This is a genomic window from Agromyces sp. H66 (genome assembly GCF_004959775.1).
Taxonomy (GTDB): domain Bacteria; phylum Actinomycetota; class Actinomycetes; order Actinomycetales; family Microbacteriaceae; genus Agromyces.
Genome location: NZ_SJZG01000001.1, coordinates 312825 through 339605, shown reverse-complemented (window position 1 = coordinate 339605; position 26781 = coordinate 312825). Strand labels below are relative to the sequence as shown.

Annotated in this window: 19 protein-coding genes; 13 read left to right on the top strand and 6 right to left on the bottom strand. The window is 71.7% G+C overall.

Translation table 11 applies throughout. The features are described from left to right. The first annotated feature begins 183 nt into the window (after positions 1-183). The 4 genes from EZM51_RS01685 to EZM51_RS01670 are packed head-to-tail and all read left to right on the top strand — an operon-like array spanning position 184 to position 4668. Positions 184-1125 (top strand): NAD(P)-dependent oxidoreductase, encoded by a 942-nt coding sequence (locus EZM51_RS01685; protein WP_136706419.1) that lies wholly within the window; start codon positions 184-186, stop codon positions 1123-1125. Continuing rightward, positions 1122-2075: a 5-dehydro-4-deoxyglucarate dehydratase gene (locus EZM51_RS01680; RefSeq protein ID WP_136706417.1), complete on the top strand. Its 954-nt coding sequence runs from the start codon at positions 1122-1124 to the stop codon at positions 2073-2075. Before EZM51_RS01685 ends, EZM51_RS01680 begins: the two co-directional genes overlap by 4 nt. Continuing rightward, the gene (locus EZM51_RS01675; protein ID WP_136706415.1) at positions 2072-3190 is read left to right on the top strand and encodes a mandelate racemase/muconate lactonizing enzyme family protein; all 1119 of its coding nucleotides are present in this window, start codon (positions 2072-2074) and stop codon (positions 3188-3190) included. The genes EZM51_RS01680 and EZM51_RS01675 overlap by 4 nt, the downstream gene beginning before the upstream one ends. Continuing rightward, positions 3187-4668, top strand: a complete 1482-nt coding sequence (locus EZM51_RS01670; protein ID WP_136706413.1) for an aldehyde dehydrogenase (NADP(+)) — start codon at positions 3187-3189, stop codon at positions 4666-4668. The genes EZM51_RS01675 and EZM51_RS01670 overlap by 4 nt, the downstream gene beginning before the upstream one ends. 229 nt (positions 4669-4897) lie before the next feature. Here the strand turns inward: EZM51_RS01670 and EZM51_RS01665 are convergent, their stop codons facing one another. After that, the gene (locus EZM51_RS01665; protein ID WP_136706411.1) at positions 4898-6223 is read right to left on the bottom strand and encodes a Gfo/Idh/MocA family oxidoreductase; all 1326 of its coding nucleotides are present in this window, start codon (positions 6221-6223) and stop codon (positions 4898-4900) included. 238 nt (positions 6224-6461) lie between these two features. Between EZM51_RS01665 and EZM51_RS01660 the strand changes: the two genes are divergently transcribed. The 4 genes from EZM51_RS01660 to EZM51_RS01645 all read left to right on the top strand — a co-directional run bounded on the left by EZM51_RS01660 (position 6462) and on the right by EZM51_RS01645 (position 11269). After that, a complete protein-coding gene (locus EZM51_RS01660; protein WP_136706409.1) occupies positions 6462-7532 on the top strand; it encodes a LacI family DNA-binding transcriptional regulator in 1071 nt (356 codons plus the stop codon). A 377-nt stretch (positions 7533-7909) separates the two neighbouring features. Beyond that, positions 7910-9100: a Gfo/Idh/MocA family oxidoreductase gene (locus EZM51_RS01655; protein WP_248305441.1), complete on the top strand. Its 1191-nt coding sequence runs from the start codon at positions 7910-7912 to the stop codon at positions 9098-9100. Position 9101: 1 nt separating this feature from the next. Next, the gene (locus EZM51_RS01650; protein WP_136706405.1) at positions 9102-10373 is read left to right on the top strand and encodes a DUF993 family protein; all 1272 of its coding nucleotides are present in this window, start codon (positions 9102-9104) and stop codon (positions 10371-10373) included. Beyond that, entirely contained in the window at positions 10370-11269 is a 900-nt protein-coding gene (locus tag EZM51_RS01645) for a sugar phosphate isomerase/epimerase family protein (protein ID WP_136706403.1), read from the top strand. The genes EZM51_RS01650 and EZM51_RS01645 overlap by 4 nt, the downstream gene beginning before the upstream one ends. A 28-nt stretch (positions 11270-11297) precedes the next feature. Here the strand turns inward: EZM51_RS01645 and EZM51_RS01640 are convergent, their stop codons facing one another. Continuing rightward, entirely contained in the window at positions 11298-12626 is a 1329-nt protein-coding gene (locus tag EZM51_RS01640) for a DUF1254 domain-containing protein (RefSeq protein ID WP_136706401.1), read from the bottom strand. 174 nt (positions 12627-12800) lie between these two features. On the opposite strand from EZM51_RS01640, the gene EZM51_RS01635 reads away from it, so the two are divergent. The 4 genes from EZM51_RS01635 to EZM51_RS01620 all read left to right on the top strand — a co-directional run bounded on the left by EZM51_RS01635 (position 12801) and on the right by EZM51_RS01620 (position 17602). Continuing rightward, positions 12801-14117, top strand: coding sequence for a GNAT family N-acetyltransferase (locus tag EZM51_RS01635; protein ID WP_169053746.1), 1317 nt, complete (start codon positions 12801-12803; stop codon positions 14115-14117). A 240-nt stretch (positions 14118-14357) separates the two neighbouring features. Next, positions 14358-15419, top strand: a complete 1062-nt coding sequence (locus EZM51_RS01630; RefSeq protein ID WP_136706397.1) for a substrate-binding domain-containing protein — start codon at positions 14358-14360, stop codon at positions 15417-15419. Between the two features lie 123 nt (positions 15420-15542). Further along, the gene (locus EZM51_RS01625; RefSeq protein WP_136706395.1) at positions 15543-16313 is read left to right on the top strand and encodes an ATP-binding cassette domain-containing protein; all 771 of its coding nucleotides are present in this window, start codon (positions 15543-15545) and stop codon (positions 16311-16313) included. Continuing rightward, positions 16310-17602, top strand: coding sequence for an ABC transporter permease (locus EZM51_RS01620; RefSeq protein ID WP_136706393.1), 1293 nt, complete (start codon positions 16310-16312; stop codon positions 17600-17602). The genes EZM51_RS01625 and EZM51_RS01620 overlap by 4 nt, the downstream gene beginning before the upstream one ends. Positions 17603-18056: 454 nt before the next feature. On the opposite strand, the gene EZM51_RS01605 is transcribed toward EZM51_RS01620, so the two are convergent. Beyond that, the gene (locus EZM51_RS01605) at positions 18057-19184 is read right to left on the bottom strand and encodes an AI-2E family transporter (RefSeq protein WP_211195783.1); all 1128 of its coding nucleotides are present in this window, start codon (positions 19182-19184) and stop codon (positions 18057-18059) included. A gap of 72 nt (positions 19185-19256) precedes the next feature. Beyond that, on the bottom strand, positions 19257-20282 hold the full coding sequence (locus EZM51_RS01600; protein WP_169053745.1) for a serine/threonine-protein kinase: 1026 nt from the start codon (positions 20280-20282) through the stop codon (positions 19257-19259). Between the two features lie 211 nt (positions 20283-20493). Here EZM51_RS01600 and EZM51_RS01595 point away from each other — a divergent pair, with 211 nt between their 5' ends. After that, entirely contained in the window at positions 20494-21981 is a 1488-nt protein-coding gene (locus EZM51_RS01595) for an MDR family MFS transporter (protein ID WP_136706388.1), read from the top strand. A gap of 31 nt (positions 21982-22012) precedes the next feature. Here EZM51_RS01595 and EZM51_RS01590 read toward each other — a convergent pair whose 3' ends face one another. Both EZM51_RS01590 and EZM51_RS01585 read right to left on the bottom strand, forming a co-directional pair. Continuing rightward, the gene (locus EZM51_RS01590) at positions 22013-23152 is read right to left on the bottom strand and encodes a HupE/UreJ family protein (protein ID WP_248305407.1); all 1140 of its coding nucleotides are present in this window, start codon (positions 23150-23152) and stop codon (positions 22013-22015) included. Next, positions 23149-26733 carry a metallophosphoesterase gene (locus tag EZM51_RS01585; RefSeq protein WP_136706386.1) on the bottom strand — a complete coding sequence of 1195 codons (3585 nt, stop codon included), beginning with the start codon at positions 26731-26733 and terminating at the stop codon, positions 23149-23151. Before EZM51_RS01585 ends, EZM51_RS01590 begins: the two co-directional genes overlap by 4 nt. Between the last annotated feature and the right edge of the window lie 48 nt (positions 26734-26781).

Here is a 26781-nt window from a genome sequence, read left to right as displayed (position 1 = left end):
GGTCGTCGTGCCGGTTCGGATGCCGGCGTTCTCCGTGCGATCGGGAAACCGGTTCCTCAGTCTAGCCGCCGAGTTGCCCGCGACCTCGGGCATCGCCTAGGCTGCATCCGAGAAAGCGGTTTCTCACCCGTTCGCGGATGAGTGCCGCGCGAGGCAAGCGCCACCGGCAGGCAAGGAGCATGGATGCGGGTCGTCGTCACGGGGTCGTCGGGCCGGCTCGGCCGCACCCTGAGCATGGGGCTCGCGGCATCCGGGCACACCGTCGTCGGCGCCGACCGTGCGGCGGTCGGCCTGCCGGGCGTGGCGGAGCGCGAGGTCGACCTGCTCGACGAGCGGGCGGCCCAGCTGCTCATCGACGACGTGCGCCCCGACGCGGTCGTGCACCTGGCCGGCATCGCCGTGCCGTTCAGCGCCCCCGAGCTGCAGATCCTCGTGACCAACGCCTCGCTCGCGCACTCGGTGCTCGCGGCGGCCGCGGGCGCCGGCGTCGGACGCGTGCTCGCGGCGAGCAGCCCGACCGTCATCGGCTACGGCACGCCGGGCTGGCGCGCGAGCACGGTGCCGATCGACGAGACGCACCCCCGCGAGCCGTCGAACGCCTACGCGCTCTCGAAGCTCCTGATCGAGGAGACGGTGCGCACGTTCTCGCGCACCGCCGCCGGGGCGTACGGATACTTCCGGCCCTGCTACGTCGTCTCCCCCGAGGAGTGGGCGGGCGCGCCCACCCAGCAGGGGCACACCATGCTCGAGCGTCTCGACGATCCGGCACTCGCGGCCGTGAGCCTGTTCAACTACGTCGACGCCCGCGACGCCGCCGCATTCGCCGACGCCTGGCTCGCCGCTCCGGCCGACGTCGTCGACGGGGAGGGGTTCTTCGTCGGGGCCGCCGACGCACTCGCACGCCGGCCGGTCGCCGAGCTCTGGCGCGAGCTGGCGCCCGGCCTCGGCCCGGACGCCGACCGGCTCATCGGAACGGAGCCGGTCTTCTCCACCGACAAGGCCGCCGCGCGCCTCGGCTGGCGCCCGGAGCGAACCTGGCGCACCGAGCTCGCCGCTGCGGCCGCCGCCATCCCCGCCGACGCCGAACGACCCCGACCCGCCGCCACCGAATCGAGGCTCCCATGACGACATCCGCACCCGCCTTCGACGGCGTGCTCTTCTTTCCCGTCACGCCGTTCACCGTGGGCGGCGCCGTGCACCTCGACGTGCTCGCCGAACACGTCGCGAGCCGCCTGCCGTTCGCGCCCGGCGGGGTGTTCCCGGCGTGCGGAACGGGCGAGTTCCATGCGCTCTCGGCGGGCGAGGCGCTCGACGTGGTGCGCACCACGGTGCAGGCCGTCGACGGCCGGGTCCCGGTGATCGCCGGTGCCGGCGGGCCGCTCGGCCACGCGGTCGAGCTGGCCCGCGGCGCGTCCGAGGCCGGCGCCGACGGCCTCCTGCTCCTGCCGCCCTACCTCGTGTCGGGCACCCCGGCGGGGCTCGTCGCGTGGGTCGAGGCCGTGGCCGCGGCATCCGACCTGCCCGTCATCGTCTACCACCGCGGCACGGCGCGATACACGGCCGACGCCGTCACGCGCCTCGCCGAGAACCCGAAGGTCGTCGGCTTCAAGGACGGCACGGGCGACATCGGCCTCGCGCAGGAGATCGTGCTCGCCGCCGAGGCGACGGGCCGCGACCTGCAGTTCTTCAACGGCCTGCTCACCGCCGAGCTGAGCCAGGGCGCCTACCGCGGCATCGGCATCCCGCTGTACTCGTCGGCGGCGTTCGCGATGATCCCCGAGCTCGCGGCCCTGCATTACCGCGCCTACGTCGACGGCGACGAGGCCACGCGGATGTCGCTCCTGCGCGAGTTCTACACGCCGCTCGTGCGGCTCCGCGACGAGACCCCGGGCTTCGGCGTCTCGCTCATCAAGGCGGGCCTGCGGCTGCGCGGCCTCGACGTCGGATCGGTGCGGCCACCCCTCGTCGACCCCACGCCCGAGCAGGAGTCGCGGCTCGGGGCGATCCTCGAGACCGGGCTCGCGCTGGCCGAGCGGCTCGCGCCGGCAGCCGCAGCGGACGCGACGGCACGATGACGACCACCCCGACGATCCGGCGCCTCGCGACGCGCGGCATCCGCGTGCCGCTGCGCCGGCCGTGGGGCCCCGACGTGCGCGACCTGTCGCTCGTCGAGGTCGTGGTCGAGGACTCCGAGGGCGCCACGGGGTACGGCTTCTCGTGGACGCCGCAGATCGGCGCCGCCGCGGTGCGCGCGCACCTCGACCACGACATCCGCGCGTTCGCCGTCGGACGCGCGGCCGAGGCATCCGCCCTCTGGCAGCCGCTGTGGGAGCACCTGCACGAGGGCGGCGGCGGCGGCATCACGACCATCGCGATGGCGGGCCTCGACCTCGCGCTCTGGGACCTCGCCGCCCGGCGTGCCGGCGTCGGCATCACCGACCACCTCGGGCGCGCGCACGAGACCGCCGAGGTCTACGGCAGCGGCGTGAACCTGCACTACCCGCTCGCCGAGCTCGTGGCGCAGGCCGAGCGCTGGGTCGCCGCGGGCTTCGACGCGGTGAAGGTGAAGGTCGGCAGCCAGGATGTCGCGCGCGACGTCGAGCGCATCGCCGCCGTGCGGCGCGTCATCGGGCCCGACCGCCGGCTCATGGTCGACGCGAACCAGCGCTGGAGCCTCGAGCAGGCCGAGCGCGCCATCGGCGAGCTGGCGCCGTTCGACCTCGCCTGGATCGAGGAGCCGCTGCGCGCCGACGACCTCGCCGGTCACGCCGAACTCCGCCGCCGCATCGAGGTGCCCATCGCCCTCGGCGAGAACCTGTACACGCGCTACCGCTTCGCCGAGTTCATCGACGCCGGCGCCGTCGACCTCGTGCAGCCCAACATCGTGCGCGTCGGCGGCATCACGCCGTTCCGCGCCATCGCGGGCCTCGCCGCCGAGCGCGGCATCGACATCGCCCCGCACCTGCTGCTCGAGCTCTCGGCGCAACTCGCGCTGACCCTGCCTGGACATCACCTCGTCGAGGCCGTCGAGGACGCGTCGTTCGAGGCGCTCGGGGCGCTCGCCGCACCGTCGCCCGTCGCCGTCGACGCTGCCCGCGTGCGCACGACCGGACAGCCCGGGCTCGGCATCCGCTTCGCCGACGACCGAACGGATGCCGCGGCATCCGTCATCCACACGGAGGAATCATGACCGCCATCGACACCGAGAACCGCACCGCCGTCGCCCGCACGGACCTCGACGCCGTCGCGGCGGTCGCGGCCGCCGCGCGCCGCGCCTTCGCGGTCACGGTCGCGTCCACCGCGGCCGAGCGCGCGACCTGGCTCGGCGCCGTCGCCGACGCGCTCGACGCGAGTGCCACGGAACTCATCGCGCTCGCCGACGACGAGACCCGCCTCGGCACCCCGCGCCTCACGGGCGAGCTCGCCCGCACGACCGCGCAGCTGCGGCTCTTCGCGTCGGCCGTGGTCGAGGGCTCCCACCTCGAGGCGACCATCGACCACCCCGACCCGCAGGCCACGCCGCCCCGGCCCGACCTGCGACGGATGCTCCGGCCCCTCGGCCCCGTCGCCGTGTTCAGCGCCTCGAACTTCCCGTTCGCGTTCTCGGTCGCGGGCGGCGACACCGCATCGGCGCTCGCGGCCGGCTGCCCCGTGATCGTGAAGGGGCACTCGGCGCATCCGCGCCTCTCGGCGCGCACGGCCGAGGTCGTAGCCACGGCCCTCGCCGGGGCCGGCGCACCCGAGGGCGTCTTCGGGCACGTGACCGGCCGGGAGCGGGGCGTGGCGCTCGTGCAGCATCCCGAGATCCGCGCCGTGGGCTTCACGGGATCGCTGCACGGCGGCCGTGCCCTGTTCGACCTCGCCCAGGGTCGACCCGACCCGATCCCGTTCTACGGCGAGCTCAGCGCCGTGAACCCCGTGCTCATCACTCGGGCGGCGCTCGACGCGCGCGCCGACGAGCTCGCCGCAGGACTCGCCGGCTCGTTCACGCTCGGCGCCGGCCAGTTCTGCACCAACCCCGGCGTCGTGCTCGTGCCCGCCGGTGTGGACTTCGCCGAGCGTGTCGCGGCCGCAGTGGGCTCGTCGGCGCCCGTACCCATGCTCACCGACGGCATCGCCGCCGCCTTCGCGGAGGGGCTCGCGGGACTTACCGCCCACGACGGCGTCACGGTCGTCGCGGGCGAGACCACGCAGCAACCGGGCACGGGCTCGGCGGTCGTGCTCGCCACCACGACCGACGCCGTCATCGCCGACCCGTCGGCGCTCCTGGCCGAGTGCTTCGGCCCGTCGACCCTCATCGTCGAGTACGCCGACGTCGAGTCGGCCCTCGCCGCCGTGCGCGCCGTCGGCGGCAGCCTCACCGCCACCGTGCACGCCGAACCCGGCGAGGAGCTCGGCGACATCGTCGCCGTGCTCACCGAGGTCGCGGGGCGCGTGCTCTTCGCGGGATGGCCCACGGGCGTCGCCGTGAGCTGGGCGCAGCAGCACGGCGGGCCATGGCCGTCGACCACCTCGATCCACACGTCCGTCGGCGTCACGGCGATGCGCCGGTTCCTACGGCCGGTGGCCTACCAGGACGCACCGGATGCCGCGCTGCCGCCCGAACTCCGCGACGAGAACGTGCTCGGCATCCCGCGTCGCATCGACGGCGTGCTGACCGTTCCGTGATCCCGGTGCGCTCCGGTACCGGGTGACACCGCGGTCGACGGAGCCCGCGGCCGTTGAGCACCGCGCGCGTCGCGGCATCCACTCACGCCCATTCCTGCGGATATACGATCCGACACGCCGGCGCTCGTGGTGAGCGCCCGGCGAGGCGGATCGTATCTCCGCTATTGCGAGCACGCGCGGGATGCCGCGAGCACAGCGTGTGCGGATGCTGCGGCGACCCGGGCCGCCCTCAGATGCCGAGCTCGAGGTCGGCGATGAGCACCGGGAGGCCGGTCTCGAGCGACCGGTTGCCCGCGATGCCCACCGCCACGGCCTTCACGCCGTCGGCGTAGCCGGCCACGCGGTCGAGCGGCGCGTCATCCGTCACCCGGTGGAAGAGGTGCTCGATCAGGTACGCGTCGCCGCCGCCGTGGCTGCCGATGCCGTCGGGTATCTCGACGACCTGCGCACCCTCCCAGTGCCGCTGCAGCACGAGCCGCTCGGAGTCGGGCCGCACCTCGTCGACGGGCGAGTGATCGGGGTGCATGCTCGGGTCGACCACGACGCGCCCGTCGTCGCCGATGAGCACGGCGCCGCGCTCGACGACCTCGAGCTCGGCGCGGCCCTCGGTGCCGTTGATCGTGACGCGGTAGCCCTCCCACGGCGCGTGCGCGTTGAGCGAGTAGCTCATGGTGACGCCCGTGTCGTAGTCGACGAGCGCGGCGAGGTTGTCCTCGATCGTGATGCCCGGGTCGAACACGTCGCGGTCGCGCAGGTACCCGTCGTGGTGCTCCTGGTCGAGGTAGAGCTCCTTCATGCGCGGCTCCGCGGCCAGGTCGAGGGCGAACGGGTCGCCGACGGCCCCGGTGCCGCGCTCGGGGCGCGCTCCGAGACCCCGCGCCGCGGCGTTCTCGGCCCCGTAGAAGCGCAGGCCGCCGCTCGCGAACACCCGCACGGGGGTCGCCTGGATCCACCAGTTCACCAGGTCGAAGTGGTGCGACGCCTTGTGGATGAACAGGCCCCCCGACTTCGACTTGTCGCGGTGCCACCGGCGGAAGTAGTCCGCGCCGTGCACCGTGTCGAGCGCCCACTCGAAGTGCACGCTCGTGATCGTGCCGATGCGGCCCTCGGCGATGACCCGGCGGAGCGTCGAGTTGCGCGGGCTGTACCGGTAATTGAACGTGGTGATGACCTCGCGACCGGTCTCGGCGACGGCCTCGCCGATACGACGCACGCTCTCGGCGTCGATCGTGAGCGGCTTCTCGACGACGACGTCGGCGCCCGCCCGCAGCGACCGCACGACGAAGTCGGCGTGCGTGAAGTCGGGGGTCGTCACGATCACGCGGTCGAGGCGCTGCTCGGCGATCATGCGCTCGAGGTCCTCCGGGAGGTAGCGCACGGGCACCGGATGCCCCGCCACGACCACGTCCCGCTCGTACACGTCGAGGCGTCCCGGGTTGACGTCGCTCCATGCCACGAGCTGCGCGACGTCCGCGTGCGGGCCCGACAACGCCTCCACGTACATGCCGGCACGACTGCCCGTGCCGATGAGTCCGTATCGTTCCTGCTGCGCCATCGCGTTGCTCCACTCGTGTTCGTCGTCGTCGAGAAAGCGCTTCCCACAACTTGCTCGCAATGTGCGAGACTGGTCGGGAATCGACTGAGAAAGCGCTATCTCGGATCGGACTCATTTCTACCAGCACGATGGGCCCACGGCCAAACCTCTCAGGTCGAACGGCGACGCGCGCGCTAGAGTCGAGGCGCCCGGGGGCGGCGTGGATGCGGCCCGAGCGGCGTGGAACGCAGGAGGACGGATGACCGACAGCGGCATCGGCATCGACATCGACATCGACACGAGCCGGAACGCGCCGGCGACCCTGCACGACGTCGCGCGCGAGGCCGGCGTGTCGCTCGCGACCGCGTCCCGCACGCTGAACGGCAGCACACGACGGGTGAAGGACGAGTATCGCAAGCGCGTGCTGGAGGCCGCGGCGCGTCTCGACTACTCCCCCAACCTCTCGGCCCAGGCCGTCGCGCGCGGCACGACCACCACGGTCGCATTGCTGGTGGCCGACATCGCCGACCCGTACTTCTCGTCGATCGCGGCCGGCGTCGTCGCCGAGGCCGACACGGCGCACCTCATCGTCACGATGGCCGCGACCGAACGCGACCCCGAGCGAGAGCTCGAGCTGGTGCGCACCCTCCGCGGACAGCGGCCTCGCGTCATGATCCTCGCGGGCTCCCGGCCGACGACCGACCCCACCGGCGGTGCACTCGTCGAGGAACTTCGCGCGTACGAACGCTCCGGCGGTCGCGTCGTGCTGATCAGCCGCAACGAGCTCGCCCTGCGCACGGTGCTGGTCGACAACCGGCGCGGAGCCGAGGCGCTCGCCCGGGAGCTGGTCGGCATCGGTTATCGTCGGTTCGCCGTCATCACGGGCGCCGAGGGCCTGCGGACGGCCGCCGATCGCGTCGACGGATTCCGCGACGGGCTCGCCGCGACCGGGGGCGAGTTGCGCGACGCAGACGTGATCCGCGACGCGTTCACGCGCGACGGCGGCTACAGCGGCATGCGCGCGCTCCTCGAACGCGGCCTCGAGGGCGTCGAGCTCGTCTTCGCCGCCAACGACGTCATGGCCGTCGGTGCGCTCTCGGCGATCCGGGATTCCGGTCTCGCGCCCGGAACGGATGTCGCGGTCGCGGGATTCGACGACATCCCCACGGTGCGCGACATCACGCCGGCGCTCACGACCGTGCGCGTGCCGCTCGAGGAGCTCGGGCACCGGGCGCTGCGCCTCGCGCTGGCGGACACGGACGCCGACGCCGAGGGGCCTGTGCAGACCGAGGTCGTGCTGCGCGAGTCCACGCCCGGCATCTCGCGCTGAGCCGCACCGCGGGGCGGGGCCGCCCTCGCGGCATCCGCCAATCCGCGGGTTGAGAGGCCGCCCGCGGCACCCCCGAAACCCGCCCCCGCGGCATCCGCCCAACCATTTCCTGCACGATCCTGCGGATATACGATCCGCCGCGCCGCGAGATCCTCGCCCGGGCCGGCGCGCCCGATCGTATATCCGCCGAAATGGACGGCTGGCCGGCCGACAAGCAGATGCCTCGCGGCCGGTTGCGCGAGGCATCCCCGTGTCCTACACTCGGGTAAACGCTTTCCCATAGTCGTGCGACGGCCGCTCAGCCCGTCGCACGCCCCATGCTCGAAGAGGAACATCACGTGGCAGACGCGACGACACCGAAGACCATCGGCATCATCATGAACGGCGTCTCCGGGCGCATGGGATATCGGCAGCACCTGGTGCGCTCGATCCTCACGATCCGCGAGCAGGGCGGCGTCGAGCTCTCCGACGGCACGCGCGTGCAGGTCGAGCCGATCCTCGTCGGCCGCAACGAGCAGAAGCTCGCCGAGCTCGCCGCGAAGCACGGCCTCGAGCACTACACGACGAACCTCGACGAGGCGCTCGCCGACGATCGCTGGCAGGTCTACGCCGACTTCCTCGTGACGAAGGCACGGGCCGCCGCGATCCGCAGGGCCATCGCGGCCGGCAAGGCGATCTACACCGAGAAGCCGACGGCCGAGAGCTTCGAGGAGGCGCTCGAACTCGCACGCCTCGCGAGCGAGGCGGGCGTGAAGAACGGTGTCGTGCACGACAAGCTGTACCTGCCGGGCCTCCAGAAGCTGAAGCGCCTCATCGACTCGGGCTTCTTCGGCCGCATCCTGAGCGTGCGCGGCGAGTTCGGCTACTGGGTCTTCGAGGGCGACTGGCAGCCCGCCCAGCGCCCGAGCTGGAACTACCGCGCCGAGGACGGCGGCGGCATCATCGTCGACATGTTCCCGCACTGGAACTACGTGCTCGAGAACCTCTTCGGCCGCGTCGAGTCGGTGTACGCGAGGGCGGTGACCGAGATCCCCGAGCGGGTCGACGAGCAGGGTCGCGCGTTCGCGGCCACCGCCGACGACGCCGCCTACGCGATCTTCGAGCTCGAGGGCGGCATCGTCGCCCAGCTCAACTCGAGCTGGACCACGCGCGTGAACCGCGACGAGCTCGTCGAGTTCCAGGTCGACGGCACGCACGGCTCGGCCGTCGTGGGCCTGTTCGGCTGCAAGATCCAGCCGCGCAACGCCACGCCGAAGCCGGTCTGGAACCCCGACCTCGCCGACGAGCACGACTACGAGGGCGACTGGATCGAGTCTCCCGGCAACCGCGACTTCGAGAACGGCTTCAAGACGCAGTGGGAGGAGTTCATCCGACACGTCGTCGAGGACGCCCCGAACCGCTACGACTTCCTCGCCGGCGCCCGCGGCGTGCTCCTCGCCGAGCTGGGACTCGCGTCCAGCCGCGAGGGTCGCCGCATCGACCTGCCCGAGGTCACCCTGGCAACGGATGCCGCGAGCACCACGGATGCCGCAGCCGAGACCTCCTCCGAGCTGACCGGGGCCCGCTGACATGACCGACCTCACCCTCATCGACGCGGCCGGCGCCGTGCGCTCGATGCAGCTCCACGAGCCGCCGGCGTTCGCGAAGCCGCGGCATCCGCTCACCAGTCGCGTCGCGTACGCGGCCGCGCACGTCGTGCCCAGGGCGCACGCCGACAACACGCCGGGACAGCCGGCCGACATCGACTGGGACGCGACGCTCGCGTTCCGCCACCACGTGTGGTCGTGGGGGCTCGGTGTCGCCGACGCGATGGACACGGCGCAGCGCAACATGGGCCTCGACGCCCCGGCGACGCGCGAGCTCATCGCCCGCAGTGCCGCCGAGGCGGCGTCCGCGGGCGCGAACCTCGTCGTCGGGGTGAACACCGACCATGTCGACGACGAGACCATCTCGCTCGAGCAGGTCGTCGATGCCTACAAGGAGCAGCTGCACCACGCCGAGGACGCCGGCGCCGGCGTCGTGCTCATGGCGAGCCGGCACCTGGCCCGTGCCGCGCGAACGGCCGACGACTACCGACGCGTGTACCGCGAGGTGCTCGCGGCGGCCGGGGCGCCGGTCATCCTGCACTGGCTCGGCCCGGCGTTCGATCCGGCGCTCGCCGGGTACTTCGGCTCGCACGACACGGATGCCGCGGCGGCGACCCTGCTGCAGATCATCGAGTACAACCGCGACGCGGTACAGGGCGTGAAGATGAGCCTGCTCGACGCCGATGCCGAGATCGCCGTGCGCCGGAAGCTGCCAGAGTCGGCACGCATGTTCACGGGCGACGACTACCACTACGTCGGCCTCATCGAGGGCGACGGGCTCGGCCACTCCGATGCGCTGCTCGGCGCGTTCGCGGCGCTCGCGCCGAATGCGTCGGCGGCGATCCAGGCCCTCGACCGCGACGACACGGCCGCCTACCGCGACATCCTCGGTCCCACCGAAGCGCTCTCGCAGCAGGTGTTCGCCGCGCCGACCTACTACTACAAGACGGGCGTCGCGTTCCTGGCATGGCTGAACGGACATCAGCCCGCGTTCCAGATGGTGAGCGGCCTGCATGCCGCGCGCAGCCTGCCGCACCTCTCGCGCATCGTCGAGCTCGCGAACGCGTCGGGTGCGCTCGAGCGTCCCGAGCTCGCCGCCGCCCGCTGGCACTCGCTGCTCACCATCAACGGCATCGACGTGACGGGCCGCCTGGCCGCGGCACCCGCGTCCGCCGACGCCCCGGGCGCGGCATCCCCGGCCGCGACATCCGCCTCATCCGATCCGGCCGACGACGACATGGAGGTACTCGCATGACCGCCCCTTCGACCAGCTCAGGGACCAACCCGCGCCTGTCGATGAACCAGGCGACCATCAGGACCGCCTCGCTCGACGACGCCCTGCGGCTGGTGCGAGCCGGAGGCTACGAGTCCATCGGGCTGTGGCGCGAGCCCGTGCAGGAGGTCGGCCTCGCCGAGGCGGCGCGCCGGTTCGGCGATTCGGGTCTGCGCCTTTCGACCCTGTGCCGCGGCGGCTTCTTCACGATGCCCGAGGGCCGCGAGCGTCGCGCCGCGATGGACGACAACCGCCGCGCGATCGAGGAGACGGCGACCCTCGCCGCGGCAGGCGCGCCCGGCTCGCGGGCCGTGTTCGTGCTCGTGGCGGGCGGCATCCCCGAGGGCACCACCGACCTGGTCGGCGCGCGCACCCGCACCGCCGATGCCATCGCGGAACTGGCGCCAGAGGCTCGGTCGGCCGGAGTGACCCTCGCGATCGAGCCGCTGCACCCGATGTACGCGTCAGATCGTGCGGTGGTGTCCACGCTGAAGCAGGCACTCGACCTCGCCGAGCCGTTCGACCCCGCGGTCGTCGGCGTCGCGGTCGACACGTTCCACGTCTGGTGGGATCCCGAGGTGCTGCCGCAGATCGAGCGCGCCGGGGCATCCGGCCGCATCGCGACCTATCAGGTGTGCGACTGGAAGACGCCGCTGCCCGCCGACGTGCTGCTCGGCCGGCACCAGCCGGGCGACGGCATCATCGACATCGCGGCGCTCACCCGCGCCGTCGAGGCGGCCGGGTACACGGGCGACATCGAGGTGGAGATCTTCAACCAGGAGATCTGGGATGCCCCGTGGCCCGAGGTGGTGGCCCGCACCGCCGAGGCGTTCGACGCCGCGGTCGGCCCGCACCTCGCGGCATCCGTCACCGCCTGATCGCAGGCCCTCGCGCGCGGGCGCGGCCTCAGGCGACGCGCGTGATGGGCGGCATGACGTAGGAGCCGTCGAGCATCGCGTCGCGAGGCTGGTACACGCGCAGCATCGGCCGGAAGTCGCCCTCGGGCGTCGGCAGCCAGTTCGCGGCGGCGGCCTCGTCGTCGGGGCGCTCGTGCTGCATCCGGATGACGAGCGAGCCGTCGTCGCCGGTGACGAGGCCGGGGGTGCGGTCGCCGATCGAGTACCGGGCGATGGGGTTCGCGACGAGGTGGTACTCGGGCATCGAGTACATGGTGATCGACCAGAACGCGTCGGCGGGCGGCAGTTCGGCGAGCCGCAGCTCGTAGGCGCGCGATCCGCCCAGCTGCTCGCCGTCGGCGTCGACGTAGACGCCCGCGTAGTACGCCTCGTAGCCGTGGTTGCCCCAGAGCCCGTTGCGCGCCGAGGCGGCGCGCACCTGGTAGCCGGTCTCGCGGTCGCCGATCTTCCACTCGGGCGCGTCGATCGTGCCGAGCCCGAGGTGGTCGATGTTGTAGTCGAAGGCGTGCGGCATGCCCTGCCATCCGTTCACGACGTCACCGGCGCTCTCGCGCGCGAGCTCCTCGACTCGGCTGCGGCCCGCCGCGAAGGCGTGCTCGAGGTGCTCGTCGAGTTCACGGGACACGACGCCGTACGGGTTGCCGGGGTCGGTGAGACCGTACTGCGCGAACCTCGCGAGGTAGTCGCGATCGGCCGCCGACGGCGGGAACGCCTGGCTCCACCGCCGCAGCAGGTCCCAGAAGCGCAGGTGCTCGGTGATGCCGGATGCCGCGTGCGGGATGCCGCGCAACGGACCGTTGCCGTCCATCGGGGTGAGCGTCAACTGCTCCTGCAGGGAACGCACGCGCGGCATGTCGCCATCGCCGTCGACGGCGAGGCGACCCACGATCGTCGCGATGTCGGTGGGCGATTCGATCACCCGCGCGCCCTCGGGCACGTCACCCGACCATCCGGGCGGCGTGATGAGGAAGGCGGCCTCCGCCGTGCCGGTGGCGCGCCGTCCGACGTAGGCGAAGTTGTTCGTCCACGCGTCGACGAACTGCAGCACGGAGTACGCACCGCCCGTGTCGGGCACGTGCAGCAGGAGCGGCCCGCCCGACAGGTCGAGCTGCGCGATCGAGTAGATCGTGTCGTTGTTGACGCTCACGAACGGCTCGTCGGGTGTCGCAAGCGACGGGCTGTGCGCGAACGCGTTGAACCCGGCCGCGGGCAGCGCCCCCATGCCGTGCTCGGCGATCGCCTGCAACGACGACACGTTGTACACGAGCGGATAGCCGAACACGTACGCGTCGACCAGATGACGCTCGGTCCAATCCATGCGACCCCTCCCCCGGTCCCGGCATCGGTCGGTGCGCCGGGCACTGCTCACAGGCTAGCGGGCGCGCCGCCGTTCGAGCGAGACGCGGCGGCGGGAGCCCGCGAGTGCGGCTGAGCGCCTGACGTGATGGAGTCCACCGGCGCTCCACTCAGGCTCGCTCGCTACGCTGGTTCGATGTCGTTCGATCCGCGCAGCATCCCGGTCGACCCCGCCGCTTCGGCGGCGCTTGCCCGCCGCGGACTCGAATACCGACTGCTCGATCCCGACGACCACGACGCGATGCGCGCCTGGATCGATGCCGAGCATCGCGGCTTCCACCACGCTCGGCTGCGCGACCTCGATCGTGACTTCGCGCTCGCGGTGGCCACCGAGCGCCGCGTGCACGGCGTCTACGATCCGCAGGCCGCCGACCCGGCCGTGCCCGTCGCCACGGTCGACGGCTGGCCGACGGGCCTGAGCGTGCCGGGCGGGCGCAGCGTCGACGCCTGGGCCGTGAGCGCTGTCACGGTCGCGGCGACGCACCGCCGGCGGGGTATCGCCCGGGCGCTCATGGAGGGCGAGCTCGCCAACGCCCGCAACGCCGGCGCCGCCGTCGCCATGCTCACCGTCACCGAGGCCACGATCTACGGGCGTTACGGCTACGCCCCGGCGGCGAAGGCCGCGACGGTCACGGTCGATCGTCGACGCACGCACTGGATCGGGCCGGATGCTCCGGGCCGCGTGCACTTCGTCGAGCCCACCGCCCTCCGCGACACCGCGGCCGCGATCACCCGCCGCGCCGTCGCACGCACGCCCGGCGAGGTCGACCGGTGGCCGGGCCTCCTCGATCGGGCACTCGGCCTCGTCGACCCCGACGGAGACGCCGCCAGGCGCCTGCGTGCCGTGCGCTACGACGACGAGCACGGCCAGGCCCAGGGCTTCGTCACCTACCACATCACGCGCGAGCCGAACGAGCCCGGCTTCGTCGAGTTCGACTTCCTCGTCGCCGCGACCGACGACGCCGAACGGGCGCTCTGGCGCTTCCTCGTCGAACAGGACTTCGTCACGGGGGTCCGCGGCCGGCTGCGTTCGGTCGACGAGCCGTTGCCCTGGCTCCTCGAGGATCCGCGAGCCGTCACGCTGACCGACGTCGTCGACCACCTGTGGGTGCGCATCCTCGATCCCGTCGAAGCGCTCACCGCCCGCCGGTACGGAATCGCGGGAACGCTCGACCTCGAGATCGACGACCCGCTGCAGTACGCGAACGGCCGATTCCGGCTCGTCGTCGGCGAACGCGGCCGGGCCGAGGTGGAACGCCTCGCCGACACGGCGGCACCGGCGCGGCATGCCCTGAAGCTCGGCGTGCAGGAGCTCGGCGCGATCTACCTCGGCGGCGTTCGACCGTCGGTGCTCGCGCGCGCCACGCGGATCACGGCCCCGGCGGGCTCGCTCACGCTCGCCGACCGCATGTTCGCGGCCGAACGCACGCCCCACCTCAGCATCTGGTTCTGAGGATCCCGGGTCGGTCTCGACGTCGGAAATCGCCCCCTTTCGGGGGTCATCGTGAGAGCGCTCCCCGGGCAGCCTGCCGGACTTCGGGTATCCGCCGACCGACCGGTCGGTGAGGTTACCCAAGTGTTATCAACCGATTTGTTCGGCCCGTCCACAATTGCGGCATCATGGCCTGTGCCGCCGCCGAGGACGACGACGGCACCACGAGGGGTCGACCTCACGTCACAGAAGGAGAGCGCAATGAAGTCAGCTTCATTGGTCTCTGCCGTCGCACTCGCGGGAGTATCCGCGCTGCTGCTGGCAGGTTGTTCGGGCGGCGCCGGAGACGGAGACGGCGGGGGCGACGCGGCAGCGACGCGCGCCTGCGTCATCCTTCCCGACGCCGCGTCATCGCCGCGTTGGGAGAACAACGACCGTCCGTACCTCGAAGACGGCCTCGAAGCCGCGGGGTTCGAGACGGACATCCAGAATGCCCAGGGCGACACGAACAAGTACGCCACGATCGCCGACCAGCAGCTCAGCAAGGGCTGCGGCGTGATGCTGCTCGTCGACTACAACGGTGCGGGTGCCGCGGTCGCCGAGAAGGCGAAGGCCGAGGGCATCCCCGTGATCGCCTACGACCGCCCCATCGAGGGCGCCGACTACTACGTCTCGTTCGACAACCTCGAGGTCGGGCGCCTCGAGGGCCAATCGGTCGTCGAGGGCCTCGAGGCCGCGGGCAAGGACCCCGCCACCGCGACGGTCGTCTACATGGGCGGCGACCCGGCCGATGGCAACGCGAAGATGTTCCACGACGGTGCCGTCGAGGTCATGGAGGCCGCCGGAATCTCGCCGGCCGCCGAGCCCCCTGGCGTGTGGGATGGCGAGAAGTCCGCGACGAACTTCGAACAGGCGCTCACGTCGCTCGGCGGCCAGGTCGACGCGGTCTGGGTGGCCAACGACACGAACGCGGCCGGCGTCATCACGATCCTCGACAAGAACGGCCTGACCGTGCCGGTCTCCGGCCAGGACGCGTCGATCGCGGGCCTGCAGAACGTGCTGCTCGGCAAGCAGACCGCCACGGTCTACAAGCCGATCAAGCTCGAGGCGGATGCCGCGGTCGAGCTCGCCGTCGCGCTCCTCGAGGGCGAGACCCCCACGGCCGACCAGGAGCTCGAAGACGGCACGCCGTACATCGCGGTCACGCCGATCCTCGTCGGTCCCGAGGAGGTCGTGCAGGTCGTCGAGGCCGGCGACGCCGACCCCGCCGAGCTCTGCCAGGGCGAGGTGCAGGCCAAGTGCGCTGAGTACGGCATCGAGTAGTCGCACGATCGAAGGGGCCCCGGGGCGCGCGACGCGCCGCCCCGGGGCCCCGATCCCACCTCCCGGCCTCGGCCGCCGGGTGCCACACTGAGAGCCGAGACAGCGTCGTCGAAAGGAACCGGCATGGATGCGAGCCTGAACGCGGGCGCGCCGATCATCGAACTGCAGGGGGTCGTCAAGAGCTTCGGCCCCGTGAGCGTGCTCAAGGGGGTGGACCTCAGGGCATACCCCGGCAAGGTCACCGCACTGGTCGGCGACAACGGGGCCGGCAAGTCGACCCTCATCAAGGGCCTCGCGGGCGTGCAGCCCTACGACGCGGGCTCGGTGCGTTTCGACGGCCAGGAGGTCGAGCTGCACACGCCGCGCGATGCCGCGCGCCTCGGCATCGAGGTCGTGTACCAGGACCTCGCCCTCTGCGACAACCTCGACATCGTGCAGAACATGTTCCTCGGCCGAGAGGAGACCGAGTTCGGCACGTTCGACGAGGGACGTATGGAGCGCGAGGCATCCGACACCCTCCGTTCGCTCTCGGTGCGCACCGTGAAGTCGGTGCGGCAGAAGGTCGCCAGCCTCTCGGGCGGTCAGCGGCAGACGGTCGCGATCGCCCGCGCGGTGCTGAAGAAGGCCCGCGTCGTCATCCTCGACGAGCCGACCGCCGCGCTGGGCGTCGCGCAGACCGAGCAGGTGCTGCACCTCGTGAAGCGCCTCGCCGAACAGGGCGTCGCGGTCATCATCATCAGCCACAACCTCGCCGACGTCTTCGCGGTCGCCGATCACATCAGCGTGCTCTACCTCGGGCAGATGGTCGCCTCGCTCGAGGCGGCCGAGACCTCCCGCGACGACGTCGTCGGCTACATCACGGGCACGAAGGTGCAGCAGGGAGCCACCGCATGACCTCGCAGACACCGGCCCCGGGCACGGTCGCGCCCGACACCTCGGTCACCGACGTCGCGTCGGACCTCATCGGCAGCGGCCAGGAGGGCACGATCGCCGATCAGGTCCGCGCGTACCTGCAACGCCTGCGAAGCGGCGACATGGGCGCCCTGCCGGCGGTCGGCGGTTTCGTGGTGCTGACCATCCTGTTCAGCTTCCTCAGTCCGTTCTTCCTCACCGAGCGGAACTTCGCCAACCTCCTCACCCAGGCTGCCACGCTCGTCATGCTCGGCATGGCGCTCGTGTTCGTGCTGCTCCTCGGCGAGATCGACCTCTCGGCCGGCGTGACGAGCGGCATGACGATGGCGCTGTTCATCGTGCTCGTCAACGTGCACGCCGTGAACTGGATGCTCGCGCTGGTCATCGCCTTCGCCGCCGGCATCCTCACCGGCACGTTCATCGGCTTCTTCGTCGCGAGAGTCGGCATCCCGTCGTTCGTCGTGACCCTCGGCCTGTTCCTCGGGTACCAGGGCCTGACCCTCATGATCATCGGCGCCGGCGGGCTCTACCGGGTGCAGATCCCCGAGATCAGGGCCATCCAGAACTCGAACATGCCGGTCTGGGCGGGTTGGGTGATGCTCGGCGTCATCCTCGCCGTCTCGGCCGCGACCTCCTTCTGGGACCGGTCACGACGCAGGCGCGCCGGCGTGCCGAACCGCACGATCGCGCTCGTCTGGATCAAGCTCGGCGTCATCGCGGTCATCGGCGGCGCCGTCGTCGCCATCCTGAGCCGCAACCGCGGCCAGTCGGTCGGCGCCGTCGAGGGCGTGCCGATCGTCGTCCCGATCGTGCTCGTGATCCTCTGGATCGGCACGTTCGTGCTCGACCGGACCAAGTTCGGCCGGTACCTCTACGCGATCGGCGGCAACGCCGAGGCGGCACGCCGCTCGGGCGTCAAGGTGATGCTGGTGCGGTGGAGTGCGTTCATCGTCTGCTCGTCGCTCGCGGTCGTCTCGGGCCTGTTCTCGATCAGCAAGGTCGGCGCGGTCGACGCGGCGGCGGGTCGCGAGATCGTGCTCTCGGGCGTCGCGGCCGCGGTCGTCGGCGGCGTGAGCCTCTTCGGTGGACGAGGCCGCCTCCTGCACGCGGCGATCGGCGCCCTCGTGATCGCCGTGATCACGAACGGCCTCGGGCTGCTCAACCTCCCTGCGGGCGTCAACCTCGTGGTCACGGGCGGCGTCCTCATCCTCGCGGCGACCGTGGACGCGGTGTCCCGGGTTCGCGCGGGCGGCTCGATCCTTCGGACCTGACAGCGTGCCATGTTCGGCGTGCCGGGCGGCGCGCGGTCCGCGTCGGAGGCACTGTTCCCTCCGACAGGGTGGTGCCGAAGTCCCGAAGTCCCGAAGTCCCGAAGTCCCGAAGTCCCGAACTGCCGAAGTCCGGAAGTCCCGAAGTGCCGCGGTACCTAGGTGCCGAAGTGCCGCGGTGCCGAAGTGCCGCGGTGCCGAAGTGCCGCGGTACCTAGGTGCCGAAGTGCCGCGGTACCGAAGTGCCGCGGTGCCGCGGTGCCGAAGTCCCGAAGTCCCGAAGTGCCGAAGTGCCGCGGTACCTAGGTGCCGAAGTGCCGCGGTGCCGAAGTGCCGCGGTACCGGAGGGCCGGAGTGCCGAAGTGCCGGAGTGCCGCGGTGCCGCGGTGCCGCCTCCTGTTCGAAGGAACTGTCGTCGGCGTGATGCTGGAATCCGCCGCGCGCCTCGAACCTCGACTCACAGCACGTCCTGGCGGGGGAACACCACCTTCTCCACGATGATGATGAGCGACGCCGCAACGGGAATCGCGACGAGCGCGCCGAGCACTCCGCCGAGCGTTCCGCCGGCGATCGCGGCGATCACCACGAGCGCTCCCGGCACGGCGACGGCGCGGCTCATGATGCGAGGGCTCAGCACATAGGCCTCGACCTGCATGTAGACGAGGTAGTAGATCGCCGCGGCGAGGGCGGTCGCGGGCGACGCGGCGAGGCACACGAGGGTGATGATGATCGCGCCCGTGAGCGTGCCCACGAGCGGCACGAGCGAGGCGAGGAACGCGATGAACGCGAGCAGGATCGGGGCCGGCGCGCCGATGATCGACAGGTAGATGAGGCTGAGCACGCCGTTCAGCCCGCCGAGGCTCAGCTGCCCGATGACGTAGCGCCCGACGGAACCCGTGATCTCCTCGGAGACCGAGCGGAAGCCGGGCCGCGAGCTCGCCGGCACGAAGCGCGCCGCGTATCGCTTCATCGAAGCGAGCGACGCGAGGAAATAGAGCATGAGGATCAGCACGATCGTTGCGCCGGTGAAGCCGCCGAGGATGCCGGCGCCCACGGCGAGCAGCCCGCCCGTGAGGCTGCCGAGGTTGTCGGGATCGGCGAGCCAGTCGCCGCCCGCGGTGATCGCCTGCTGGATGGCGTCGCCACCCACGAGCGAGTTCAACCAGCCGACCAGGTCGCTGTCCCTGACGCCTTCGACGATGGCGTCCCAGTCCTCGATGAGGATCTTCGTCTGCTCGATCACGATCGGCACGAGCGTGGCGACGAGACCGACGAACAGGCCGATGACGACTACGACGACGAGCAGGATGGCGAGCCAGCGCGGCAGGTCACGACGCTGCAGCCAGCTCACCACCGGGTCGAGTCCGAGCGCGAGGAAGAGCGCCAGCGCCACGTACAGGATGACGGTGCCGAGTTGCCCGACGATGCCGCCGAGCAGCAGCGCGACGAGCACGCCGAGCGCACCGACGAATCCGATCCGGAACGCGCGGATCCGGATCTCCGGCCCGCGTGACTCGGCGTTTCCCGTGACCTCGGTCGCCGGAGGCCCGTCGAGGGGCGCGACACGTCGTCTCCATGTCCACATGCGAGTGACGCTACGCGCTCACGACGACCGACGCGCGCGCCGCGCCGAGCCCGGCTCGGGCACCGACGCGGTTCAGAATCCTCCACCGGTGAGCACCGTCACGACCGCGACGGTGGCGACGACGCTCGCGCCGACGACCGAGCTCACCGCGGCCGCCGCGCGAACGCCGGCCCCGTTCTCGCGGGCGCGCGGCGCGGTACGTCCGCGCGAGCACCCGCGGCCGCGCTTGCCGCGCCCCTCATGGATCATGGAGCGGATCACGTCGCGAAGGGTGGCCGCGACATCGTGCGCCGTGGGGCGCTGCGCGGGATCGTCGTGCGTCATCGCGGCCAGCAGGGCGCGCCACTCCTCGGAGAGCTCCTCGGGGATGGCGGGCGGTCGGTGCAGGCGGGCGAGGGCGGCCTCGATCGCCGAGCCCGTGTATTCTCGTTCCCCGCGCAGGCCCTCGAGCAGCACGAGGCCGAGCGAGTAGACGTCGCTCGGCGGTCCGACCTCCTCGCCTCGCGCCTGCTCGGGCGAGATGTAGGCCGCGGTGCCCATGATGGCACCGTCGCTCGTCATCCGGGCGCCGTCGACGAATTGCGCGACACCGAAGTCGGCGAGCTTCGCGACGAACGTGTAGCCGAGCGCGGGTGTCTCGGCAAGGAGGATGTTCTCGGGCTTCACGTCGCGATGCACGACCGCTCGACCGTGTACGTAGCTCAGCGCATCGGCCATCTGCGCACCGAGGTCGGCGGCCTGCCGTTCGGTCAGCGGACCGCTGGCGAGCCGGTGCGCCAGCGACCGGCCCTCGACGAGTTCCATGACGACGTAGCGGCGCGGGGTGCCGTCGTGCAGGAGCGTGCCGGCATCGTGGACGCCGACGAGGCCGGGGTGACTCATCCCGCTGAGCAGGTTGATCTCTCGCTCGCGGCGGGTGAGGTCTGCGACCGTGCCGGTGTCGTCGCGAAACACCTTGATGGCGACATCGCGACCGAGTTCGGTGTCACGCGCGAGGTATACGTCGGCCATGCCGCCCGACCCGAGGTGCTCACGGAACTCGTAGCGGAGCCGCGGCGGATGCCCGGGCGGGCTTGCCGCCACATGTGGGTCGGTCATGGTCTGCTCCCTGCTTTCCGTACGTCTCGAGCGCGTGGCGCAAGCCTGAGACTCATCCCATGTGTACCTCAAGGCTATCCACGCACCGCATCGCACCAAGGGCCTTGACAGATCGGCTCCCGGATGCCTCCACCGGCCATGTCTCGGTGATCCGCGCCGTGCCCCATGATGGGTGGGGGCCGTCAGTTCACGCCCGGATCCGAGGAGCAGCATGTCCGACGCCGCCGCGGTGGGCTTCCGTTCCGAGCGCGGGCCGATCCTCATCGCCCTCATGCTCTCGACGGGGCTCGTCGCCATCGAGGCGACCATCCTGGCGACGGCGGTGCCCACCATCGTGGCCGACATCGGCGGCTTCGCCCAGTTCCCGTGGCTCTTCTCGATCTTCCTGCTCGCCCAGGCCGTCTCGGTGCCCGTGTACTCGAAGCTCGCCGACACCGTGGGTCGCAAGCCCATCATCCTCACCGGGATCGGGTTCTTCCTCCTCGGGTCGGTCCTCGGCGGCCTGGCGTGGGACATGACCTCGCTCATCGTGTTCCGGGCGGTCCAGGGGCTCGGCGCGGGCGCCGTGCTCCCCCTCGCGGTCACCATCACGGGCGACCTCTACTCGATACGCGAGCGGGCGCGCGTGCAGGGCTACATCGCGAGCGTCTGGGCCGCGTCATCCGTCATCGGACCCTCGCTCGGAGGCCTGTTCGCGGAGTTCCTCAGCTGGCGGTGGATCTTCTTCGTGAACCTCCCGCTCGGCGCCGTCGCCGTGTGGATGCTCGTCAGGAACTACCACGAGACCGTGGAACGCCGGCGCCACCGCATCGACGTCGCGGGTGCTCTCGTGCTCACGGTGGGGCTCAGCCTCCTGATCCTCGCGGTGCTCGAGGGCGGCCAGGGGTGGGCCTGGCTGTCGTGGCAGAGCCTCGGCTCGTTCGGCCTCGCCGCCGCACTGTTCGTCGCGTTCGTGCTGATCGAGCGGCGTGCGGCGGAACCCGTGCTGCCGCTCGGCATCTTCTCGCGGCGCCTCATCCTCACCACCTCGCTCATGTCGTTCGGCATCGGTGCGGTCCTCATCGGCCTCACGTCGTACGTGCCGACGTTCCTCGAGGTCACGGCCGGTGCGACGCCGCTCGTCTCCGGCCTCGCGGTCGCCGCGCTCACGCTGGGGTGGCCGCTGTCCGCCTCGCAGTCGGGCCGCCTGTACCTTCGCATCGGCTTCCGCGCGACGGCGCTCATCGGACTCGTCGTCCTCGTGCTCGGGGCTGCCGGGCTCGTCGCCGCGACGGCGGCACCGAATCCGTGGACGACCGCCCTCGCGTGCTTCGTCGTGGGCCTCGGTCTCGGCCTCGTCGCGTCGCCCGCGCTGATCGCGGCGCAGTCGTCGGTGCCGTGGACCGAGCGGGGCGTCGTGACGGGGGCCAACATGTTCCTCCGCTCCATGGGCAGCGCGGTCGGCGTCGCGATCTTCGGCGCCGTGGCGAACGGCGTGATCGCCGGGTCGGGACTCGGCGAGCACTCGCCGGCGGCGATCCAGGCGGCGTCCACCGCTGTGTTCACGGGCGTCCTGATCGCGGCGGCGGCGACGGTCATCGGCGCCCTCGCGATGCCGCGGAGCCACGTGGACGACATCGAGCATCGCCCGCTCGGCGACGCCACCCCCGGTGATTCGACCGCAGACGGCGCCACCGCCGACGGCAACGTCGCCGGCTGACGAACCTTCCGCGCCGCGACAAGGCGGCCCCTCAGCCCGCGCCCGCGATCAAGCGCTCGACGAACCAGAACAGCCCGGCCGCGCCCACGGCGGCTCCCGCCACGAGCGTCGCGGGACGTCCGCCCGCCGTACGCCGGAGCAGCACCAGCAGCGGGAACGCCACGGCGATGAGGGCGAGCTGCACGACCTCGATGCCGAGGTTGAAGGCGAGGAGCGACCACAGCAGACCCCACGACCATTCCCCGTCGATGCCGAGCGCGCCGGCGAAACCGAGACCGTGCAGCAGCCCGAAGGCGAAGACGACGGGCAGGCGCCAGCGCGCCGACGGTTCGCGGCGCGAGAGCGCGGCGGCGGCCGCGGCGACGATCGACAGCGCGATGACCGGTTCGACGATCGCTGCCGGAAGGTGCACGAGGCCCATGCCGGCGAGGAGGAACGTGACACTGTGCGCGACCGTGAAGGTCGTCGCCGTGATCACGATGCCGCGCAGGGTGCGCGCGCCGAGGAGGATCGCAACGAGGAAGAGTACGTGGTCGAGGCCGAGGAGCAGATGCTCGGCCCCCAGCAGTAAGAACTCGCCGAACGCGAGCCCGTGGTCGTCGAGCACGACCGTCGGCGCCGCGGCGACGAGCACCGCGCTGCCCTGCACGCCGCCGTCGAGATCCCACTGCACGATGGTCTCGGTGCTGTGCACGAACCCCTCGGCGTCGGGGAAGAGCGCGCTCGACACCGAGAGGGCACCCGACTCGAGCCCCCGGCAGTCGAAGGCGTAGTGCACCAGGGCGAAGGCCCGATCGTTGCGATCGCGGATGTCCCAGGCTCCGACCCGGTGCGGAGTGCATCGCTCCCCCTCCGCGTCGAGCGCGAACCGGTCGCCGACGTAGGTGTCGACGGCCTCGGCGTTCAGGGCGAGCTGGCGCAGCTGCTCGACCCGATCGGTCGCCTCGTACGCCTCGGCGTAGAGCCACGCCGACTTCATCAGCAGGTCGTACTCCAGCTCGAGCTCGACCGTGACGCGAGTGTCGTCGCGTTCGACGGTGGCGTAGGCGTCGGAGGTGGAGTCGTGTCCCCACGCCGGCGCGGCAGGCAGCAGCAGCGAACCCAGCACGACGGCGAACGCCGCCGCGGCCCGGAGCACCGGACCGCGGCGGCGGGGTCTCGCGACGATCACCGGGTGCCGGCCGCGTCCTGCCCGAAGAACGGCAGGAGCTCGGAACCCGCGTCCGGCGTGCCGGGCCGGCCCGCGGCATCCCTCGTAATGAGGACCGACGGCTCCGACGTGCTCGTGCCGCCGCCGACCGACCGGGCTGTGACGATCCAGGCATACGCGGTGCCGGCCTTCAGCTTCGTCCACTCGACGGAGGCGACCTCGCCCGACGCGACGGTCGCCTCGCCGATGACGGCGGTCGGCACGTAGAGCGCCACGGCGTCGGTGCTGAAGCTCGTCATGCGGCTGGTGAGGTCGATCGGCAGCACCAGGTCGTCCTCGCTGCCGTCGTAGCGGTGCCGGTCGTCGTACTCGGTCGCCCCGAACTCGTCGAGGAGCGGCGAGTACGTGTCGACGTGCATGATCGACCGTTCGACGTCGATCTGCAGCATCCGGAAGAAGCTCGCACCGAACCGCAGCTGGGCATCGGGCGCGTACCCGCCGATCTCCGTCAGGCCGAGGCGGTCGGCCGACACCGTGTAGAACTGGTAGTCCGCGAGGAGCTCGACCACGCCGTGGTCGATCTCACCGACGTTCGGCTTCACGTTGGTGCCCACGCCGTGCTCGTGGCCCGCGAGGATCAGGAACACGTTGGGGTTGTCGGCGACCACCCGGTCGTAGAGCATCGCCCCGTCGGGTGCGGTGAACCGCGCGTTCCGGCCGTCGGGCTGCGTGCTCGGCGCGAGGTAGTCGTGCGAGAGCAGGATGCCGTTGCGGTCGGAGAACTGCTTGAACACGCCGTCGGCCCACTCGGCCTCCTCGCGCGTCACACCGTACGAGAGGCCGACCACGACGAAGTCCAGCCCGCCTGCCGAGAACAGGTCGTAGTGGTTCTGATTGTCGCCCTCCCGCCACGAGCCGCCGTACTCCGCCTGCTGCCACGCTCCCGCGGCCGCCCGGTAGCGGTCGGGTCCGAAGTAGCGGTTGTAGATCGCCTCCGGTCCGTTCTCGGTGCCCGACCGGTTGTCGTGGTTGCCCGCGATCACGCCGTTCGGCACGCCGGCGTCGTCGAGGGTCGCGTGCGCGTCGGAGGACACCTCGAACTCGCCGACGACCTGCTCCTGCATCGCGTCGCTGGCGGGCGTCCGGATGTTGTTCTCGATGAGGTCGCCCGTGTGCGCGACGTAGGCGATCCTGCGGGACTCGGCGTTCGCCGCGATCCACTCGGTGACGCCGGCGTACGCCGACTCCCAGATCGCACGCTCCTCGGGCGTCTCCTGTTCGACGGCACCTTCCGAGAGGTACTGGGTGTCGGTGAAGTGCGCGATGGAGAAGTCGTACTCGGCTGGGTCGGCGAACCCGTCGCCGGCCTCCGCCTGCAGGTCGTCGGCGAAGGGATCCTCGCCGGTCACCATGACGTGCACCTGCTGCTGGTCGAGATAGCGGTCGTCCACCTCGGCCGTGAGCTCGGTCGGTCCTTCGGCCGCACCGCGGCTGCTGGCGAGCGCGTCCCACGTGGAGGTCTCGAGGTTCCAGGCACGAAGGGTGGCGACGCGGTCGGGGTCGATCGTGCCCGCCCAGCGGAGCACGGGTGCCTGCACGTGGCCCTTGACCATCACGTCGAAGCGCTGGAACGCGACGTCACGGGACGCGTCGGTGTCGAGCGTGATGCCGTCACCTGGCAGAAGCGCCGGCGCACCGGCCACGACCTGCTCACCCTCCACGCGCAGGGTGGTGGGGATGCCCTGCGACGTGCCCTGCCAGACCTGGTTGGGCGTGAGGATCTCGGCCTGCGAGAACGTCGCCGTCACGTCGCCACCGTCGGGCTCTGCGACCCTCGCCGCGAGCAGGGCCGGGTCGGTGACATCCGTCGAGCCGGATGCCGGTGCGAGCTCGGCGGGCACGTCGGGGATGCCCGCCGACGTGAACACGATCTCGCGGGTCGCACCGTTGCCGAGGCCGTCGACGGCCGTCACGGCGATCGTGTGCTCACCCGCGCCAAGACCCGGGCCGACGAGGTCGCCCGGCGCGACGGTCTGCCCGTCGAGGGTGATCTCGGGGCCCGAGAGGATGCCCGAGGCATCCTCCAACTGCAGGTCGAGCGGCACGGCCTGCGTGATGACCGCGCCCGCCGCCGGCACGCTCGAGGCCACGGCCGGGCCCGAGTTGTCGGTGATGAGCAGGCGCGTGGCGACCTCGCCCGTGGTCGAGGCGGCGGCGATCTCGTGCTCGCCGTCGGCGAGCACGGTGGTGTCGACATCGGCTCGCAGGCCCTGTGCGGGTGCCTCGACCGTGAACTCCAGCCTCGCCTCGCGCAGCAGGGTGGCGTTGCTGCCGCAGTTGCCGTCGCCCATGCGGTAGGAGCCGGCGAGGCCCACGCCGACGGCGGTGCCGGCGGCCGGCGTGAGCGCGAACGCCGAGACGACGTAGTCGTCGCGGTTGGCGCCGCACGAGGTCTGGAAGGTGCCGGTGACGAAGTCGATGGTGTTCGAACCGGGGCGCAGCCACTCGTTCGGGAACACCACGTCGACGCGCCGGTTCGCATGGTCGCCGCCGAGGTCGAGCTCCATGCCGTTCACGACCACGTAGCTGTGGTACCTCGCCTCGATGGAGTTCGACGCGACGTTGAAGCTCAGCACCGCATCGCCCGCCCCGAGCACGGGAGCCGCGCCGGCGTCCGCGCCGTCGACGGAGAGCGAGGCGACGCCACCGTCGGCGTCGACCCGCTGGGTGGCGAAGACCGGCTGCACGCCCGTGGCGATGGTGCCGTCGGCCGGCGTGACGTACGGTGCCCCGACCGGGGCGTTCTTCACGGTGACCGTGCGGGTGGCGGTCGCGCCCGACGCGGTGGTGGCCACGATCGTGTGCGAGCCGTTGGCTACCGTCGTCGTGTCGAGGTCGGTCGAGAGCCCGGTCGTGCGCTGCGGATCGCCGAGGACGAAGAACGACAGCTCGGCGTCGAGGAGCTTCGAACTGTTCGAACCGCAGTTGCCGTCGCCGAGGTTGAAGCTGTACTCGTTCTCCTCGCCGTCGGCGACCTCGCCGAGCAGTTCGAGGCCGACGTTCGAGACCACGAAGTCGTCGTGGTTCACTCCGCAGGACGTGTTGATGGTGCCGGTGACGAAGGTGATGGTGTTCTCGCCCTGCACGAGCACCTCGTTCGGCACCTCGAGATCGACGCGCTCGTTCACCAGGTCGCCGAGGTCGATGCGGTGCTCGCCGTTGACGAGCACGTGGTTGCCGTAGCGCTGCTCGATGGAGTTCGTGCCCACGTCGAAGCGCAGGTGCGAGACGCCGACGGTCGGCGTCGCGTCGAGCTCCGCGCCGTCGAGCGTGAGCGATGTGACGTCATCGTCGGCCACCACGGGAGTCGCCGCGATGGTCGTCGTGCCCTCGAGCCAGCTGCCGTCGGCCGGGACGACGAGCGGCGGCACGAGCTCGGCGGGCGTCGGCTTCGTCGCCGGCAGCGGACCGGCGAGGGATGCCGCGGAGGCCGTCTGCACGGGCGCGACCGCCAACCCCAGTCCGAGCACCGCGGTGACCGCCACCGCGAGCATCCCGGCGACCGGCTCGCCGCCGCCGCCTCGTTCGTTCCTCCAGCGCATGCCGGTGACCCTCCTGCTGTCGTCCGAGCCCCGCCGTCGCGGCAGGGC

Bases quoted from the DNA above. Each gene is read 5' to 3' on its own strand.
- EZM51_RS01660 (WP_136706409.1), top strand. From the start codon at position 6,462: ATGACCGACAGCGGCATCGGCATCGACATCGACATCGACACGAGCCGG.
- EZM51_RS01630 (WP_136706397.1), top strand. From the start codon at position 14,358: ATGAAGTCAGCTTCATTGGTCTCTGCCGTCGCACTCGCGGGAGTATCC.
- EZM51_RS01605 (WP_211195783.1), bottom strand. From the start codon at position 19,184: ATGTGGACATGGAGACGACGTGTCGCGCCCCTCGACGGGCCTCCGGCG.
- EZM51_RS01585 (WP_136706386.1), bottom strand. From the start codon at position 26,733: ATGCGCTGGAGGAACGAACGAGGCGGCGGCGGCGAGCCGGTCGCCGGG.
- EZM51_RS01680 (WP_136706417.1), top strand. From the start codon at position 1,122: ATGACGACATCCGCACCCGCCTTCGACGGCGTGCTCTTCTTTCCCGTC.
- EZM51_RS01635 (WP_169053746.1), top strand. From the start codon at position 12,801: ATGTCGTTCGATCCGCGCAGCATCCCGGTCGACCCCGCCGCTTCGGCG.
- EZM51_RS01685 (WP_136706419.1), top strand. From the start codon at position 184: ATGCGGGTCGTCGTCACGGGGTCGTCGGGCCGGCTCGGCCGCACCCTG.
- EZM51_RS01675 (WP_136706415.1), top strand. From the start codon at position 2,072: ATGACGACCACCCCGACGATCCGGCGCCTCGCGACGCGCGGCATCCGC.
- EZM51_RS01650 (WP_136706405.1), top strand. From the start codon at position 9,102: ATGACCGACCTCACCCTCATCGACGCGGCCGGCGCCGTGCGCTCGATG.
- EZM51_RS01625 (WP_136706395.1), top strand. From the start codon at position 15,543: ATGGATGCGAGCCTGAACGCGGGCGCGCCGATCATCGAACTGCAGGGG.
- EZM51_RS01665 (WP_136706411.1), bottom strand. From the start codon at position 6,223: ATGGCGCAGCAGGAACGATACGGACTCATCGGCACGGGCAGTCGTGCC.
- EZM51_RS01655 (WP_248305441.1), top strand. From the start codon at position 7,910: ATGAACGGCGTCTCCGGGCGCATGGGATATCGGCAGCACCTGGTGCGC.
- EZM51_RS01645 (WP_136706403.1), top strand. From the start codon at position 10,370: ATGACCGCCCCTTCGACCAGCTCAGGGACCAACCCGCGCCTGTCGATG.
- EZM51_RS01600 (WP_169053745.1), bottom strand. From the start codon at position 20,282: ATGACCGACCCACATGTGGCGGCAAGCCCGCCCGGGCATCCGCCGCGG.
- EZM51_RS01595 (WP_136706388.1), top strand. From the start codon at position 20,494: ATGTCCGACGCCGCCGCGGTGGGCTTCCGTTCCGAGCGCGGGCCGATC.
- EZM51_RS01620 (WP_136706393.1), top strand. From the start codon at position 16,310: ATGACCTCGCAGACACCGGCCCCGGGCACGGTCGCGCCCGACACCTCG.
- EZM51_RS01670 (WP_136706413.1), top strand. From the start codon at position 3,187: ATGACCGCCATCGACACCGAGAACCGCACCGCCGTCGCCCGCACGGAC.
- EZM51_RS01640 (WP_136706401.1), bottom strand. From the start codon at position 12,626: ATGGATTGGACCGAGCGTCATCTGGTCGACGCGTACGTGTTCGGCTAT.